Origin of the sequence: Kitasatospora sp. NPDC058478, assembly GCF_042720345.1 — a bacterium.
Classification (GTDB): domain Bacteria; phylum Actinomycetota; class Actinomycetes; order Streptomycetales; family Streptomycetaceae; genus Kitasatospora.
This window is the reverse complement of the sequence record NZ_JBHXML010000070.1, coordinates 1-15,145: the sequence shown is the minus strand read 5'-3', so window position 1 is coordinate 15,145 and position 15,145 is coordinate 1. Positions and strand designations below refer to the sequence as shown.

Annotated in this window: 14 protein-coding genes; 11 read left to right on the top strand and 3 right to left on the bottom strand. The window is 73.4% G+C overall.

Annotation, left to right across the window (positions count from 1 at the left end; all coding sequences use genetic code 11):
• Positions 1-285: 285 nt before the first annotated feature.
• Positions 286-606, bottom strand: a complete 321-nt coding sequence (locus ACFWPT_RS31810; RefSeq protein WP_380377234.1) for a tetratricopeptide repeat protein — start codon at positions 604-606, stop codon at positions 286-288.
• 56 nt (positions 607-662) lie between these two features.
• Complete coding sequence (locus ACFWPT_RS31805; RefSeq protein ID WP_380486006.1) at positions 663-2,918, bottom strand: ATP-binding protein; 2,256 nt, start codon at positions 2,916-2,918, stop codon at positions 663-665.
• 252 nt (positions 2,919-3,170) lie between these two features.
• Here ACFWPT_RS31805 and ACFWPT_RS31800 point away from each other — a divergent pair, with 252 nt between their 5' ends.
• The 5 genes from ACFWPT_RS31800 to mltG (ACFWPT_RS31780) all read left to right on the top strand — a co-directional run bounded on the left by ACFWPT_RS31800 (position 3,171) and on the right by mltG (ACFWPT_RS31780) (position 8,612).
• Positions 3,171-3,650, top strand: a complete 480-nt coding sequence (locus ACFWPT_RS31800) for a DUF948 domain-containing protein (RefSeq protein WP_380486003.1) — start codon at positions 3,171-3,173, stop codon at positions 3,648-3,650.
• Between the two features lie 4 nt (positions 3,651-3,654).
• Positions 3,655-4,098: a DUF6167 family protein gene (locus ACFWPT_RS31795; protein WP_063346788.1), complete on the top strand. Its 444-nt coding sequence runs from the start codon at positions 3,655-3,657 to the stop codon at positions 4,096-4,098.
• On the top strand, positions 4,098-6,767 hold the full coding sequence (gene alaS, locus ACFWPT_RS31790; protein WP_380486001.1) for an alanine--tRNA ligase: 2,670 nt from the start codon (positions 4,098-4,100) through the stop codon (positions 6,765-6,767). Before ACFWPT_RS31795 ends, alaS begins: the two co-directional genes overlap by 1 nt.
• On the top strand, positions 6,767-7,255 hold the full coding sequence (ruvX, locus tag ACFWPT_RS31785) for a Holliday junction resolvase RuvX (RefSeq protein WP_063346786.1): 489 nt from the start codon (positions 6,767-6,769) through the stop codon (positions 7,253-7,255). The genes alaS and ruvX overlap by 1 nt, the downstream gene beginning before the upstream one ends.
• Positions 7,256-7,349: 94 nt before the next feature.
• Positions 7,350-8,612, top strand: a complete 1,263-nt coding sequence (gene mltG / locus ACFWPT_RS31780) for an endolytic transglycosylase MltG (RefSeq protein ID WP_380380719.1) — start codon at positions 7,350-7,352, stop codon at positions 8,610-8,612.
• A 160-nt stretch (positions 8,613-8,772) separates the two neighbouring features.
• Here the strand turns inward: mltG (ACFWPT_RS31780) and ACFWPT_RS31775 are convergent, their stop codons facing one another.
• Complete coding sequence (locus ACFWPT_RS31775) at positions 8,773-9,330, bottom strand: hypothetical protein (protein WP_380485999.1); 558 nt, start codon at positions 9,328-9,330, stop codon at positions 8,773-8,775.
• On the opposite strand from ACFWPT_RS31775, the gene mltG (ACFWPT_RS31770) reads away from it, so the two are divergent.
• The 6 genes from mltG (ACFWPT_RS31770) (at position 9,274) to aroQ (ending at position 15,089) form a co-directional block, all read left to right on the top strand.
• A complete protein-coding gene (gene mltG, locus ACFWPT_RS31770; protein WP_380485997.1) occupies positions 9,274-10,791 on the top strand; it encodes an endolytic transglycosylase MltG in 1,518 nt (505 codons plus the stop codon). The genes ACFWPT_RS31775 and mltG (ACFWPT_RS31770) overlap by 57 nt on opposite strands.
• 34 nt (positions 10,792-10,825) lie before the next feature.
• A complete protein-coding gene (locus ACFWPT_RS31765) occupies positions 10,826-11,656 on the top strand; it encodes a shikimate dehydrogenase (protein ID WP_380380713.1) in 831 nt (276 codons plus the stop codon).
• Positions 11,657-11,865: 209 nt separating this feature from the next.
• A complete protein-coding gene (aroC, locus tag ACFWPT_RS31760) occupies positions 11,866-13,050 on the top strand; it encodes a chorismate synthase (RefSeq protein ID WP_107452826.1) in 1,185 nt (394 codons plus the stop codon).
• Positions 13,047-13,568, top strand: a complete 522-nt coding sequence (locus tag ACFWPT_RS31755; RefSeq protein ID WP_063346780.1) for a shikimate kinase — start codon at positions 13,047-13,049, stop codon at positions 13,566-13,568. The genes aroC and ACFWPT_RS31755 overlap by 4 nt, the downstream gene beginning before the upstream one ends.
• Positions 13,561-14,652, top strand: coding sequence for a 3-dehydroquinate synthase (gene aroB, locus ACFWPT_RS31750; RefSeq protein WP_380485993.1), 1,092 nt, complete (start codon positions 13,561-13,563; stop codon positions 14,650-14,652). The genes ACFWPT_RS31755 and aroB overlap by 8 nt, the downstream gene beginning before the upstream one ends.
• A gap of 8 nt (positions 14,653-14,660) precedes the next feature.
• Positions 14,661-15,089: a type II 3-dehydroquinate dehydratase gene (gene aroQ / locus ACFWPT_RS31745; protein WP_063350970.1), complete on the top strand. Its 429-nt coding sequence runs from the start codon at positions 14,661-14,663 to the stop codon at positions 15,087-15,089.
• Positions 15,090-15,145 lie beyond the last annotated feature (56 nt).

Here is a 15,145-nt window from a genome sequence, read left to right as displayed (position 1 = left end):
ATCTGCGGTACCTCAGCGAGCCCCCGTCGCCTTTCGAGGCGGCGGGGGCTCGCCCCTTTTCCGGTGGTGCCTGCCGGTGCCGGTCGGACGGGACCCGGGGGCTCTCTTTCGGATCACGCCGGGCGCGCGACGCCGGAGCACGCACCTCGCCGCGTTGTCGTCGGTCGCCGATGGCCCCCAGCCTCCGGCCGGGAGGTGCCCCCACCGCATGGACTCCCTCCTCCGCCTTGCGATGCACGCACTCCGACGCCGCGCGCTGATCCGACGTGATCCGAAAGAGAGCCCCTAGCGGTTCTCGCCGGTCATCGCCGCGGCCAGCCGCAGGTGCGGGCGGGCCTCCTCGGCGCGCCCCTGGCGCTCCAGGGTGCGGCCGAGCATCAGCCGGGCGTAGTCCTCGGCCGGGTCGGTGTCCAGGATCCGGAGCAACTCGGCCTCGGCGCGCCCGAGTTGGGCGGAGTGGTAGTAGCTGCGGGCCAGCAGCAGCCGGACCGAGAGGTTGGCCGGCTCCTCGGCGAGCACGCCCTCCAGCATGCGGGCGGCGTCGGCGTAGGCCTTGGACTCGAAGTGGAACGTCGCGAGGCGGTACTCGTCGGCGGCGGTGGTCACGGCCACGGGGGGCTCCTTCCGGGTGGTTCCTTGCCTCCTCAAGCAATCGGCAAGTTTCAGCTATTCCTGGCCGGTGCGGGCGCCGGTGCGGACGGCACCGAGCAGGGCCCGGACCCGGGCTCCGGGCCGCCCGTCGACCCGCTGGCGCCCAGCGCCCGGGAGACCGCCGCGTCCAGGTCGAGCCGGGCCCCGGCCTGGTAGCACTGCTCGTACTCCTGCGCGGTCAGCCCCGCCCGGGCCCGCTCCGCGCACTCCTGGTGCGGGCCGAAGAAGGACCGCGAGCCCAGGAAGGGCAGGCCGACCGTGTGCCAGATCCGGTGCGCGGCGCCCTGCAGCACCCGGGCCTCGCCCAGGTCGCCCGGCGCGCCCGGGCCGCCCGGCTCGGTCTCCAGCAGCGCCAGCAGGTCGATCGCCAGCGCGATGCCGAGCAGGTCGTGGAACAGGTGGTTCAGCCGCAGGCCCTCCCGGGCCAGGGCGCGGGCCGCCCGGACGGCGCCGTCCAGCCAGTGCGCGTACGCCGTCGCGTACAGCACGTACGCGTACGCCCACTGCTCGCCGTGCTCCTCGCACAGCTCGCGGGCCTGGCCGAACCAGAGCTCGCCGCTCTCCGGATCCCCTTGGAACAGGTACGCGAGGCCCAGCTCGACCATGGCCAGCACGACGTTGCTGTTGAGCTCGCCGATGGTCCGGTAGTGCCAGAGCGCCTCCTCGAACAGCTCGGCGGCGCGCTCCGGCTCGTCGCCGACCAGGGCCGCGCCGGCCTGCCGGTGGACGGCGTAGGCGAGCGCCCGGTCGTCGCCGGTGTCCAGGGCCTGGCGGCGGCACTCCTCCAGAGCCGGGCGGGCCGCCTCCAGGTCGCCTTGCAGGGTGGCCAGGTGGCCGGTCGCCCAGAGGGCCTTGGCGCGGGCCTCGGTCGGCTCGCGGTCCAGGGCGAGCGCGCGGTCCAGCCAGTGCCGCCCCTCGCCGGGGTGGCCGCAGCCGACCCAGTAGAACCACAGCGTGCCCGCCAGCAGCAGGGCGATCTGCTCCTCGCCGGGCTCGGCGAGGCAGAACTCCAGCGCCGCGCGGAGGTTGGGGTGGGCGAGTCGGGTGCGTTCGGCGGTCTCGGCCTGCCGGGGCCCGAACCACTCGACCTCGCCCCAGGTGGCCACGCCCAGGTACCAGTCGCGGTGGCGGCGCAGCAGCCGCTGCTCCTCGCCGGCGGCCCGCAGCCACTGGCCGCCGTAGTCGCGCAGGGTGTCCAGCAGCCGGAAGCGGACGCCGAAGGCGCTGTCCTCGCGCAGCACCACGGACTTGCCGACCAGTTCGTCGAGCAGGTCGAGCACGTCCTCGGCCTCCAGGCCGTCACCGGCGCAGACGTACTCGGCGGCCTCCAGGTCGAAACTGCCGGCGAAGACCGAGAGGCGGGCCCAGAGCAAACGTTCCTGCACGGTGCAGAGCTCATGGCTCCAACCGATCGTGGTGCGTAGCGCCCGGTGCCGCGGCAGGGCCGTCCGGGAGCCGCCGGTGAGCAGCCGGAACCGGTCGTCCAGCCGGGCGGTGATCTGCTCCACCGACAGCGCGCGCAGCCGCCCGGCCGCCAGCTCCACCGCCAGCGGGAGGCCGTCCAGACGGCGGCAGAGCAGGCTCACCGCCTCGGCGTTGGCCTCGGTCAGCGCGAAGGAGGGCAGCACCGCCCGGGCCCGCTCGGCGAACAGCCGTACCGCGTCCGGCAGCCCGCCCGGACCGCTCGGACCGCTCGGACCGCTCGGACCGCTCGGACCGCTCGGCCGAGGGTCGACCGGCAGCGGGGCCAGGGTGAGCAGGTGCTCGCCCGAGGCCCGCAGCGCGGCGCGGCTGGTGGTCAGCACCCGGAGGCCGGGCAGTGCCCGCAGCAGCGCGTCCGCCAGGTCGGCGCAGGCCTGCACCAGGTGCTCGCAGCCGTCCAGCACCAGCAGCGTGCGCCGGCCGGACAGCCGCTCGGTGAGCACGTCCAGCGGCGGGCGGGCGGTGTCGTCGGTCAGCCGCAGCGCCTCCAGCGCCGCGCGGCCGAGCAGCAGCGGGTCCTGCACCGGGGCCACCTCGACCAGCCAGGTGCCGTCCGGGAAGGCGCCGGCCGCCCGGGCGGCGGCGCGCAGGGCCAGCCGGCTCTTGCCCACCCCGCCCGGCCCGGTCACCGTCACCAGCCGGGCGCCGGCCAGCAGGCCCGCCAGCTCGGCCAGCTCCCGCTGCCGCCCGACGAAGCCCGTCACCTCGGCCGGCAGCCGGCCGGGCTGCGGCTCGCGCGGCCACGCCGCGGGTTCCCCGGGCTGTGCTCTCCAGTCGCCGGCCAAGCGTTGCTCCCCGTGTTCCTGGCCCGGACCGTCGGGGCCCGGACGTTCGTCGGGCCGTACGGGCGACGGCCCGCCTGGCAGAACGAGGTGACCGGCCGGTAGGTTACGCGCGCGGTTCGCACATCCGACCGGTTCGGCCGAGGGCCGACGCGGCGGTGGACCCCGGGGCCCGGCGATAACCCGGTCCGGAAACCGGGCGTGGGCGCGATAGGGTTCCGTTTGGAGAACAGCAAGGCGAGGGAGCGCGCAAAGGTGTCCGTGGGAGAGCTGGCCGGGTTGCTCGTCGCCGTGTTCTGGGCGGTCCTGGTCACCCTGCTCGCCGTGGTGCTGGTCCGCCTCTCGCGCGTGCTGAAGGAGGCCACCGTCCTCGTCTCCGCCGTCACCGAGCAGGCCGTCCCGCTGCTGAGCGACGCGGGCGCCGCCGTGCGCAGCGCCAGCCAGCAGCTGGAGCGGGTGGACGAGATCACCGCCAACGTGCAGGACGCCGCCGCCAACGCCAACGCGCTCTCCTCCACCGTCGCCGCCACCCTGGGCGGGCCGCTGGTGAAGGTCGCGGCCTTCAGCTACGGCGTCCGCAAGGCCGTCTCCAAGCAGCAGGGCGGCCAGCCGTCCGTGCCGTCGCAGAGCGGCGAGCGCGAGGAGCTGGCCCGGCTGATCCGGGCCGAGGTGCGCGCCGCGACCGCGCCCAGGAATGGCCTGCTCTCCCGGGTCCGGCGCGCGGTGAGGGGCTGACGGCATGGTGCGACGCGTCTTCTGGATGGCGGTCGGCGCCGGTGCGACCGTGTGGGCCATGAACAAGGCCAACGAGGCCGTGCACCGGCTCACCCCGGACAGCCTCTCCGGCACCGCCACGCGCGGTGCGCTGCACCTGGGCGACCTGGCCAAGCAGTTCGCCCAGGACGTGCGGGCCGGCATGGCCGAGCGCGAGGAGCAGCTGAAGGACGACCTCGGACTGCACGGCACCGCCGTCGTCGAACCCCGGAGCACCGGACGGGTCCTGCGCGGCGAGCCGCAGTACCGAGCTATCTCGGCGGCGCCCGGCAGCCCGGCCGCCGCCCTGCCCCCGTCCGGCCCCCGCCCCGTGTCCCGTGGGGCCCGCACCACCACCCGAGCCATTGAAGAAACGCCCCGCCGCGCCCTGCCGCAGCGGGGCGGCACCCCGAACCGGAAGGACCAATAATGGAGTCGGCTGAGATCCGCCGCCGCTGGCTGCGCTTCTTCGAGGAGCGCGGCCACACCGTCGTTCCGTCGGCGTCCCTGGTCGCCGACGACCCCACCCTGCTGCTGGTCAACGCCGGCATGGTGCCGTTCAAGCCCTACTTCCTGGGCGAGGTCAAGCCGCAGTTCTCGCGCGCCACCAGCGTCCAGAAGTGCGTGCGCACCCTGGACATCGAGGAGGTCGGGAAGACCACCCGGCACGGCTCCTTCTTCCAGATGTGCGGCAACTTCTCCTTCGGCGACTACTTCAAGGAAGGCGCCATCAAGTTCGCGTGGGAGCTGCTCACCAGCTCCGTCGCGGACGGTGGCTACGGCCTGGAGAAGGAGAAGCTCTGGATCACCGTCTACCAGGACGACGACGAGGCCGAGCTGATCTGGCGTGACGTCATCGGCGTCCCGTCCGAGCGCATCCAGCGTCTCGGCATGAAGGACAACTTCTGGTCGATGGGCGTCCCCGGCCCCTGCGGCCCGTGCTCGGAGATCAACTACGACCGCGGCCCCGCGTACGGCGAGGAGGGCGGCCCGGCCGTCAACGGCGAGCGCTACCTGGAGATCTGGAACCTGGTCTTCATGCAGTACGAGCGCGGCCACGGCGACGGCAAGGACGGCTTCGAGATCCTCGGCGACCTGCCGAGCAAGAACATCGACACCGGCCTCGGCCTGGAGCGCCTCGCCGCCATCCTCCAGGGCGTCGACAACCTCTTCGAGATCGACACCAGCCGGATGATCCTCGACCGCGCCGCCGAGCTCACCGGCCACACCTACGGCGCCGACCACAAGTCGGACGTCTCGCTGCGCGTGGTCACCGACCACATCCGCACCGCGCTGATGCTGATCGGCGACGGCGTCACCCCCGGCAACGAGGGCCGCGGCTACGTGCTGCGCCGCATCCTGCGCCGCGCCATCCGCAACATGCGCCTGCTGGGCGCCACCGGCGTGGTGGCCAAGGACCTCACCGACATCGCGATCAAGGCGATGGCTCCGCAGTACCCGGAGCTGGAGAGCGACCGCAAGCGCATCGAGACGGTCGTCGTCGGCGAGGAGGCGGCCTTCCTGCAGACCCTCAAGGCCGGCACCAGCCTGCTGGACGCCGCGGTCACCGAGACCAAGCAGGCCGGCGGCGCGGTCCTCTCCGGGGACCAGGCCTTCAAGCTGCACGACACCTACGGCTTCCCGATCGACCTCACCCTGGAGATGGCCGAGGAGCAGGGCCTCCAGGTGGACGAGGCCGGCTTCCGCCGCCTGATGCAGGAGCAGCGCAACCGCGCCAAGGCGGACGCCAAGGCCAAGAAGATGGGCCACGCCGACGTCGCCGCGTACCGCGAGGTCGCCGACAAGTCCGGCGCGAGCGTCTTCACCGGCTACAACCTCACCGAGGGCGAGGCCAGCGTCGTCGGCCTGCTGGTGGACGGCATTCCGGCGCCGGCCGCCTCCGAGGGCGACGAGGTCGAGATCATCCTCGACCGCACCCCGTTCTACGCCGAGGGCGGCGGCCAGCTCGCCGACCACGGCCGGATCCGGCTGGAGTCCGGCGCGGTGGTGGAGATCCGCGACGTGCAGCAGCCCGTCCCGGGTGTCATCGTGCACTCCGGTGGGGTGCTGTTCGGCGAGGTCGTGCTCGGCGCCTCGGCGTACGCCACGATCGACACCGAGCGCCGCCGGGCGATCGCCCGCGCCCACTCGGCCACCCACCTGACCCACCAGGCGCTGCGCGACGCGCTCGGCCCGACGGCCGCCCAGGCCGGCTCCGAGAACGCCCCCGGCCGCTTCCGCTTCGACTTCGGCTCGCCCGCCGCCGTCCCGGGCACCGTGCTGGTCGACGTCGAGCAGAAGATCAACGACGTGCTGGGTCGCGAACTCGACGTCACCGCCGAGGTCATGACGATGGATCAGGCCCGCAAGGCCGGTGCCATCGCGATGTTCGGCGAGAAGTACGGCGACGAGGTCCGGGTCGTCACCATCGGTGACTTCTCCAAGGAGCTGTGCGGTGGCACGCACGTCGGCAACACCGCCCAACTGGGCCTGGTGAAGCTGCTCGGCGAGTCCTCGATCGGCTCCGGCGTGCGCCGCGTCGAGGCGCTGGTCGGCGTCGACGCGTACAAGTTCCTGGCCCGCGAGCACACCGTGGTGTCCCAGCTGACCGAGCTGGTCAAGGGGCGCCCGGAGGAGCTGCCGGAGAAGATCTCGGGCATGCTCGCCAAGCTCAAGGACGCCGAGAAGGAGATCGAGCGCTTCCGCGCCGAGAAGGTGCTGGCCGCCGCGGCGGGTCTGGCCGACTCGGCCGAGGACGTGCAGGGCATCTCGGTGGTCGCCGCGCAGGTCGCCGACGGCGTGGGCGCGGACGAGCTGCGCAAGCTGGTGCTGGACGTGCGCGGCCGCCTCGGCTCGCGCCCGGCCGTGGTCGCCGCCTTCACCGTGGCCGGCGGCCGTCCGCTGACCGTGATCGCCACCAACGAGGACGCCCGCGGCCGCGGCATCAAGGCCGGCGAGCTGGTCCGGGTCGCCGCCAAGACCCTCGGCGGCGGCGGTGGCGGCAAGGACGACGTCGCCCAGGGCGGCGGCTCCAACCCGGCCGCGGTCGGCGAGGCCGTCGCCGCGGTGCGCGGCCTGGTCGCGGAGCGCGCCAGCTGATGGTCGAGGAGCCTCAGGTGGAGCGGCCCTTCCGGCGGGGGCGGCGGATCGCCGTCGACGTCGGTGACGCCCGGATCGGGGTCGCGTCCTGCGACCCCGACGGGGTGCTCGCCACGCCCGTGGAGACCGTTCCGGCCGGGGTGAAGTCGCAGGCCAGGATCGCCGCCATCGTCGAGGAGTACGACGCGGTGGAGGTGATCGTCGGGCTGCCCCGCTCGCTGAGCGGCAAGGAGGGCCCGGCGGCGGAGAAGGTCCGCGCGTACGCGACGCGGCTGGCCAACCGGCTGTACCCGGTGCCGGTCCGGCTGGTCGACGAGCGGATGTCGACCGTCACCGCCACCCACGGGCTGCGCGCCTCGGGCGTCAAGGCGAAGAAGGGCCGCTCGGTGGTCGACCAGGCCGCCGCGGTGGTGATCCTGCAGACCGCCCTTGAGTCCGAACGGGTGAGCGGGAACCCGCCCGGTGAGAGCGTCGAGGCGGTCGGCTGACCGGCCTGATCTAACGTCCCGTCGAGGGGTCCGTGCGGACGCGTCCGCACGGACCCCTTTCGAACGTTTCGGCACTGCCGAGGGGACGCGAGCCATGACCGACCAGGACTTCCACCCGGGGCTCACGCCCGGGCACCTGGGTGCGCCGGTGCTGGAACCGGAGGGCCGGCCCCCGGGCGCGCCCCGCACGCGCTCCGATGCGCCCGATCCGCACCGACGGCGTAACGGACTGGCCTGCGCGCTCACCGCGCTCGCCCTGGTCGCGGTGTTCGGCGGGGCGGGTCTCGCCGGGTACGCCTGGCTCCAGGGGCAGCGCACACCCCCGGCCGCCGCCGACTTCGCGGGGCAGGGCACCGGCAGCGTCCAGGTCTCGGTGCCGGAGGGCGCGGGCCTGTCCCAGATCGCGTCCACTCTGGTCCGCAACGGGGTGGTGGCCAGCTCGCTCGCCTTCACCCGGGCGGCCAAGGGCAGCGCCGCGGCCGCCGGGCGGATCCAGCCCGGCACCTACACCCTGAAGCAGCGGATGTCGGCCGCGGCCGCGCTGACCGTGCTGATCGACCCGGCCAACGCCAACGGCCTGACCATCCCCGAGGGCTGGCGCGGCTACCAGATCTACGTGGCCATCGACCACAAGCTGCGTCTGCCGGAGGGCACCACCCAGCGCACCGCCCAGGAGCAGGGCGCCGAACTGGGCCTGCCGGACTTCGCCAAGGGCAGCCCCGAGGGCTACCTCTTCCCCGCGACGTACAGCGTCACCGACGGAACCACCGCGATCGACCTGCTGAAACAGATGGTGGAGCGGGCCGGCAAGGAGTTCAGCCGGGACGACGCGAACGTCGTCGCGCAGAACCTCGGCCAGAGCCTGTACGGGCTGGTCACCGTGGCCAGCATGGTCCAGGGCGAGGCCGACAACAACGAGGACATGGGCAAGGTGGCGCGGGTCATCTACAACCGGCTGGCCAAGGGCATGCCGCTGCAGCTCGACTCCACGATCAACTACGCGCTCGGCCGGTCGACCCTGAACACCACCGTCACCGACACCCGGCTGGACTCCCCGTACAACACCTACCTGCACCCGGGGCTGCCGCCCACGCCGATCTCCAACCCGGGGCGGCAGGCGATCACGGCGGCGCTGGACCCGGCGCAGGGGGACTGGCTCTACTTCGTCACCGTGAAACCGGGGGACACCCGCTTCACCGACAGCTTCGACGTGCAGCAGCGCAACGTCGCCGAGTTCAACGCGAACCGGGCGTCGGCGAAGCCCGGCGCCTCGGCCTCGTCGTCGGCTTCGGCCGGTGCGTCGGCCCCCGACTCCGGGCCGGCGGCGCCGGAGCCCGAGCCGGGCGCGGGCTGGTGAGGTCGGACACTGACAGCACGTCCGCCCTGCCGGGGGCACGTGTGCGGTACGGTAACGTCTCCTCCCAGGCGCTGCGCTAGCACGCCGGTTCGAGAATCAGCCGGGACCGCGTCCCGGACGGCCGGTCCGATCCTCCGGCCGTCTTCGTCGGTTAAGGGGATCAATGACCGATCTGGGTCGGGGCTACGGCCCCCAGGGCTCTGAGCCGTGGCACCCCGGTGACCCCGGGTACGGCGGCCAGCAGCCGGTCCCCGGCCAGCAGGACGGCCAGTGGCAGCAGTATCCCCAGCAGGGCGAGCCGGTCCAGCAGTATCCCCAGCAGCAGGGCGAGCCGGTCCAGCAGCCGTACGGAGACGTGCAGCAGCAGGGGTATCCGCAGCAGCAGATGCAGCAGATGCAGCAGATGCCGCAGCAGGGGTACCCGCAGGGGTATCAGCAGCAGCAGGGGTTCCCGGGCGGGCAGCAGCAGTACCCGCAGCAGCAGGTGCCCCAGCAGCAGATGCCGCAGCAGGGCTACCCGCAGCAGCAGATGCCGCAGCAGGGGTACCCGCAGCAGCAACAGCAACAGCAGCAGCAGATGGCGCCGCAGGGGTACCAGCAGCAGCTGCCCCAGCAGGGGTACCAGCAGCAGGGGTTCCCGGACGGTCAGCAGCAACCGGGCATGGCGCAGCAGCAGGGGATGTCCCCGCAGCAGGCCCAGCAGGCCCAGCAGCCCCACCAACCCCAGCAGCCTCAGCAACCCGGTGCGCAGCAGCAGCCGGGCGTGCCGCAGCAGGGCGCGCAGCCCGGGCGGCGGCGTCGCGCGGCGCCGGAACCCGAGCCGGCCGCGCCCGTCAGCGGCCCCGGCCCGGACGGCATCGACTGGGAGGCCGAGGCCGCCGCGCTGGAGGCCGGCGCCGATCCGGTCGGCGGGCACGCGCCCGAGACCGACGAGTGGGACGGCCACCCGGACGGCTTCCAGGAGGACGGCCGTCACGAGGACGGCCACCACGAGGACGCCGAGTACCGCGACGAGGACGGCCACGCCGAACAGGAGGGCTTCCTCGGCGAGGAGGACTCCTCCCGCGACGCGCAGAAGAAGCGCAAGGAGAAGGGCAAGAAGTCCGGCCGCCGCAACGGCGGGGCCTGCCTGCTGGTCGCGCTGGTGCTGGTCGGCGCCCTGGGCGGGGCCGGCTGGTGGGGCTACGGCTTCTACCAGGACCACTTCGGCCCGCCGCCGGACTTCACGGGCGAGGGCGGCAGCCCCGTCCAGGTCGAGGTCAAGTCGGGTGCGGTCGGCGGTCAGATCGGCCTGGCGCTGAAGAGCGCCGGCGTGGTCAAGAGCGTCGACGCCTTCAGCAAGGCCTGCGACGCCGAGCCGAAGTGCAAGAACGTCCAGCCGGGCTTCTACTCGCTGAAGAAGGAGCTGCCGGCTGCCACCGCGCTGAGCGAACTGCTCAACGGGGCCGGCGGTGCGGCGCTGGTCATCCCCGAGGGCAAGACCGCCGCCGACATCTACACCCTGATCGACGGGAAGCTGAAGCTGCCGCAGGGCACCACGGCGGGTGTCGCCAAGGCCCAGGTCGGTAGTCTCGGCCTGCCGGCGTACGCGAACGGCAACGTCGAGGGCTTCCTCTGGCCGACCCGGTACAACATCGCCGACGGCATGAAGCCCGAGGACCTGCTCAAGCAGATGGTGAAGAACGCCACCGACAAGTACGCGACCCTGGACGCCGACGCGTCCAAGGCCGGCCTCAAGAACGCGTACGAGGTGGTCATCGAGGCGAGCATCCTGCAGCGCGAGGGCAACAACGTCGAGGACTTCGGCAAGATGGCCCGGACCATCCAGAACCGGTTGGCGAGCGATGCCGTGCGCCACACGCTCGGCATGGACACCACGCTGCAGTACTCGCTGGGCCGCAAGGACCTGGACAAGAAGGACATCAACGACGGGTCCAACAAGTACAACACCTACATCAACCCGGGCCTGCCGCCGACGCCGATCTCCAACCCCGGCGACGACGCGCTCAAGGCGGTGCTCAACCCGGCGGACGGCAAGTGGCTGTACTTCATCGCGATGTCCCCGATCAAGACCCTGTTCGCCGAGACGGACAAGGAGCACGCGGCCAACGTCGAGGCGTACTGCCGGGCGGCGGGCCAGGGCTTCGACAAGGTCGGTCTCCACTGCACCACCAAGTAGCCGCCACCGCACCGCCGTTCACGGAGGAGCAGCGTTGACCAGCAAGTACCGGGCCGCCGTACTCGGCTCGCCGATCGCCCACTCGCTCTCGCCGGACCTGCACCGGGCCGCCTTCGCGGCGCTCGGGCTGGACGGCTGGCGCTACGACCGCTTCGAGGTCGACGAGGCCGGCCTGCCCGGCTTCCTGGCCGGGCTGGACGAGGCCGAGTGGGCCGGGCTGTCGCTGACCATGCCGCTGAAGCGGGCGATCATCCCGCTGCTGGACGAGGTCAGCGCGACGGCCCGCGCGGTGGACGCGGTGAACACCGTGGTGTTCACCGCCGACGGGCGGCGCACCGGGGACAACACCGACGTCCCCGGGCTGGTGAACGCGCTGCGCGAGCGCGGCATCACCGAGGTGCCGGCCGCGGCCGTGCTGGGTGCCGGGGCCACCGCCTCCTCGGCGCTGGCGGCGCTGGCCCAGGTCTGCACCGGCGAGGTGACCGTCTACGTGCGCAGTGCGGAGCGGGCCCGGGAGATGGCCGAGCTGGGCGAGCGGCTGGGCGTCGCCGTGCGCACCGCCGACTGGGAGCTCGGCGCGCAGGCGCTGGCTCGGCCGCTGACCGTCTCGACCACGCCGGTCGGTGCGACCGACGCGTTCGCCGGGGCGCTGCCCGCCGCGCCGGGGGCGCTGTTCGACGTGCTGTACCACCCGTGGCCGACGGCGCTGGCGGCCGCCTGCGCCGCGCGCGGGGCGACCGTCCTGGGCGGGCTGGACCTGCTGGTGCACCAGGCGGTGCTGCAGAGCGAGGCCTTCACCGGGCGGGCGCCGGGGCCGCTGGCGGCGATGCGCGAGGCGGGCGAGAAGGCCCTCGCCGGGCGCTGAGCCCGCGCCGGTGGCCGGATCGCGCCGACCGCCGCCCGGCCGGCTGGCCGGAATCGTGCCGACCACCGTCCCGCCGACTGACCGACCACCGTCCGTCACGCGGACTGGGCCTCCGGGTGCCGCCGGGACGTGAAAGGATTCAGGGGAAAAGGCACGCCCGGGCGGGCCCCGGCAGGTGCCGTGGCCGGTCCGCTGATGAAGGAGCTCCGTTGGGTACGTTGCGCTGGCTGACGGCGGGGGAGTCGCACGGCCCCGCACTCGTCGCGACGCTGGAGGGCCTGCCCGCCGGTGTACCGGTCACCACCGCGGTGGTGGCCGACGCGCTGGCGCGCCGCCGGCTCGGTTACGGTCGCGGCGCACGGATGAAGTTCGAGCAGGACGAGGTGACGTTCCTCGGCGGCGTCCGGCACGGCGAGACCATGGGCAGCCCGGTGGCGGTCATGGTCGGCAACACCGAGTGGCCGAAGTGGGAGCAGGTCATGTCGGCCGACCCGGTCGACCCCGAGGTGCTGGCCGGTCTGGCCCGCAACGAGGCGCTCACCCGCCCCCGCCCCGGCCACGCCGACCTGGCCGGCATGCAGAAGTACTCGATCGACGAGGCCCGTCCGATCCTGGAGCGCGCCAGCGCCCGTGAGACGGCCGCCCGGGTCGCGCTCGGTGCCGTCGCCCGCGCGTACCTGAAGGCGACCTGCGGGATCGAGATCGTCAGCCACGTGGTCGAGCTGGCCGCCGCCAAGGCCCCGGCCGGTGTGCTGCCGCTGCCCTCGGACGAGGCGCGGCTGGACGCCGACCCGGTGCGCTGCCTGGACGCCGACGCGTCGAAGGCGATGGTCGCCGAGATCGACCAGGCCCACAAGGACGGCGACACCCTCGGCGGCGTGGTCGAGGTGCTCGCGTACGGCGTGCCGGTGGGTCTGGGCTCGCACGTGCACTGGGACCGCCGGCTGGACGCCCGGCTGGCCGCCGCGCTGATGGGCATCCAGGCGATCAAGGGCGTCGAGGTCGGCGACGGCTTCGAGCTGGCCCGGGTGCCCGGCTCGCAGGCGCACGACGAGATCGTCCCGACCCCCGAGGGCGTCAAGCGCACCTCCGGCCGCTCCGGCGGCACCGAGGGCGGCCTGACCACCGGCGAGGTGCTGCGGGTGCGTGCCGCCATGAAGCCGATCGCCACCGTGCCGCGGGCGCTGCAGACCCTGGACGTGCGCACCGGCGAGCCGGCCAAGGCGCACCACCAGCGCTCGGACGTCTGCGCCGTGCCGGCCGCCGGGATCGTCGCCGAGGCGATGGTCGCGCTGGTGCTGGCCGACGCGGTGAGCGAGAAGTTCGGCGGTGACCACGTCTCCGAGACCCGCCGCAACGTGCAGGGCTACCTCGACAACCTGATCATCCGATGACCGTTCCGGTCGTTGTGCTGGTCGGCCCGCCCGGCAGTGGCAAGTCCACCGTCGGGCGGGCCCTGGCCGAGCGCCTGGGCGTCGGCTTCCGGGACACCGACGCCGACATCGAGGCGTTGGCCGGCAAGCCCATCCCGGAGATCTTCATCGACGAGGGCGAGCCGCACTTCCGCGAGCTGGAGGTCCGGGCCGTGCGCACGGGCGCCACGGAGCACGACGGCGTCCTGGCACTCGGCGGCGGCGCGGTGATGGCCGAGGCCACCCGCGCCCTGCTGCGCGAGCTGCCGGTCGTCTTCCTGGAGGTCCCGCTGGCGGACGCGGTCAAGCGGGTCGGCCTGGACGCCCCGCGCCCGCTGCTGGCCATCAACCCGCGGGCCCGCTGGCGCGAGCTGATGGAGGCCCGCCGGCCCCTCTACCTGGAGGTGGCCACCGCCGTCGTCGACACCGCCGGCCGCACCCCCGAGCAGGTCGCGGACGCCGTACTGGAAGCACTGGAGCTGAAGACCCCCCATGACTGACCCCATCGTCAGGATTCACGTCGGCGGCAGCGCCGGCCACGACCCGTACGACGTGCTGATCGGGCACCAGCTGCTCGGCGAGCTGGCGCCGCTGATCGGCACCCGCGCCAGGCGGGTCGCGATCATCCACCCCGAGGCGCTGGCCGCCACCGCCGACGCCATCCGCGAGGACCTGCTCGGCGAGGGCTACGAGGCGATCGCGCTGCAGGTGCCCAACGCCGAGGACGCCAAGAGCGCCGAGGTCGCCGCGTACTGCTGGTCGGTGCTCGGGCAGATCGGCTTCACCCGCAGCGACGTCGTCGTCGGCCTCGGCGGCGGCGCCACCACCGACCTGGCAGGCTTCGTCGCCGCCACCTGGCTGCGCGGCGTCCGCTGGATCTCCATGCCCACCACGCTGCTCGGCATGGTCGACGCGGCCGTCGGCGGCAAGACCGGCATCAACATCGCCGAGGGCAAGAACATGGTCGGCGCCTTCCACCCGCCGGTGGGCGTGCTGGCCGACCTCGACACCCTGGCGACCGTGCCCAAGCACGACTACGTCTCCGGCCTCGCCGAGGTCATCAAGTGCGGCTTCATCGCCGACCCGGCCATCCTCGACCTGATCGAGGCCGACCCGGAGGGCGCCAAGACCCCGGACGGCCGGCACACCGTCGAGCTGATCCGCCGCGCCATCCAGGTCAAGGCCGACGTGGTCTCCGGGGACCTCAAGGAGTCCGGCCGGCGCGAGATCCTCAACTACGGCCACACCCTCGGCCACGCCATCGAGCGCAACGAGCGCTACAAGTGGCGGCACGGCGCCGCGATCTCCATCGGCATGGTCTTCGCCGCCGAACTCGGCCGCCTGGCAGGCCGGTTGGACGACGAGACGGCCGACCGGCACCGCACCGTGCTGGCCTCCGTCGGGCTGCCGCTGCGCTACCAGGCGGACGCCTGGCCGAAGCTGCTGGACGCCATGAAGATCGACAAGAAGTCGCGCGGCGACCTGATCCGCTTCATCGTCCTGGACGGCCTCGGCAAGACCTCCGTCCTGGAGGGCCCCGACCCGTCCCTGCTGGTCGCCGCCTACGCGGAGGTCTCGGCGTGACCAGGGTCATGGTGCTCAACGGCCCCAACCTCGGACGGCTCGGCAGCCGCGAGCCGGACGTCTACGGCGCCACCTCCTACGCCGGGCTGGTCGAGCGCTGCACCGCGCTCGGCAAGGAGTTCGGCTTCGAGGTCGAGGTGCACGAGACCAACTCCGAGCAGCAGATGGTGGAGTGGCTGCACGAGGCGGCCGACGGCAAGGTGCCCGTGGTGATCAACCCGGGCGCGTTCACGCACTACTCGTACGCGATGCGGGACGCCGCCTCGCAGCGCACCGCGCCGCTGATCGAGGTGCACATCTCCAACCCGTACGCCCGGGAGACCTTCCGGCACACCTCGGTGATCGCCGCGGTGGCCTCCGGCACCATCGCGGGATTCGGGCTCGGCTCGTACGAGCTGGCCCTGCGCGCCCTGGCCGAGCAACTCACCACGCGCTGACGCCTGGTCAGCGGCCCGGCGGCGGACGGTGCCCCCCGCCCGGCCGCCGGGTAGTC

Excerpts from the sequence above, each read along its gene's own strand:
- ACFWPT_RS31755 (WP_063346780.1), top strand. The coding sequence starts at position 13,047 with ATGACCGTTCCGGTCGTTGTGCTGGTCGGCCCGCCCGGCAGTGGCAAG.
- aroQ (WP_063350970.1), top strand. The coding sequence starts at position 14,661 with ATGGTGCTCAACGGCCCCAACCTCGGACGGCTCGGCAGCCGCGAGCCG.
- alaS (WP_380486001.1), top strand. The coding sequence starts at position 4,098 with ATGGAGTCGGCTGAGATCCGCCGCCGCTGGCTGCGCTTCTTCGAGGAG.
- ruvX (WP_063346786.1), top strand. The coding sequence starts at position 6,767 with ATGGTCGAGGAGCCTCAGGTGGAGCGGCCCTTCCGGCGGGGGCGGCGG.
- aroB (WP_380485993.1), top strand. The coding sequence starts at position 13,561 with ATGACTGACCCCATCGTCAGGATTCACGTCGGCGGCAGCGCCGGCCAC.
- ACFWPT_RS31795 (WP_063346788.1), top strand. The coding sequence starts at position 3,655 with ATGGTGCGACGCGTCTTCTGGATGGCGGTCGGCGCCGGTGCGACCGTG.
- mltG (WP_380485997.1), top strand. The coding sequence starts at position 9,274 with ATGGCGCAGCAGCAGGGGATGTCCCCGCAGCAGGCCCAGCAGGCCCAG.
- mltG (WP_380380719.1), top strand. The coding sequence starts at position 7,350 with ATGACCGACCAGGACTTCCACCCGGGGCTCACGCCCGGGCACCTGGGT.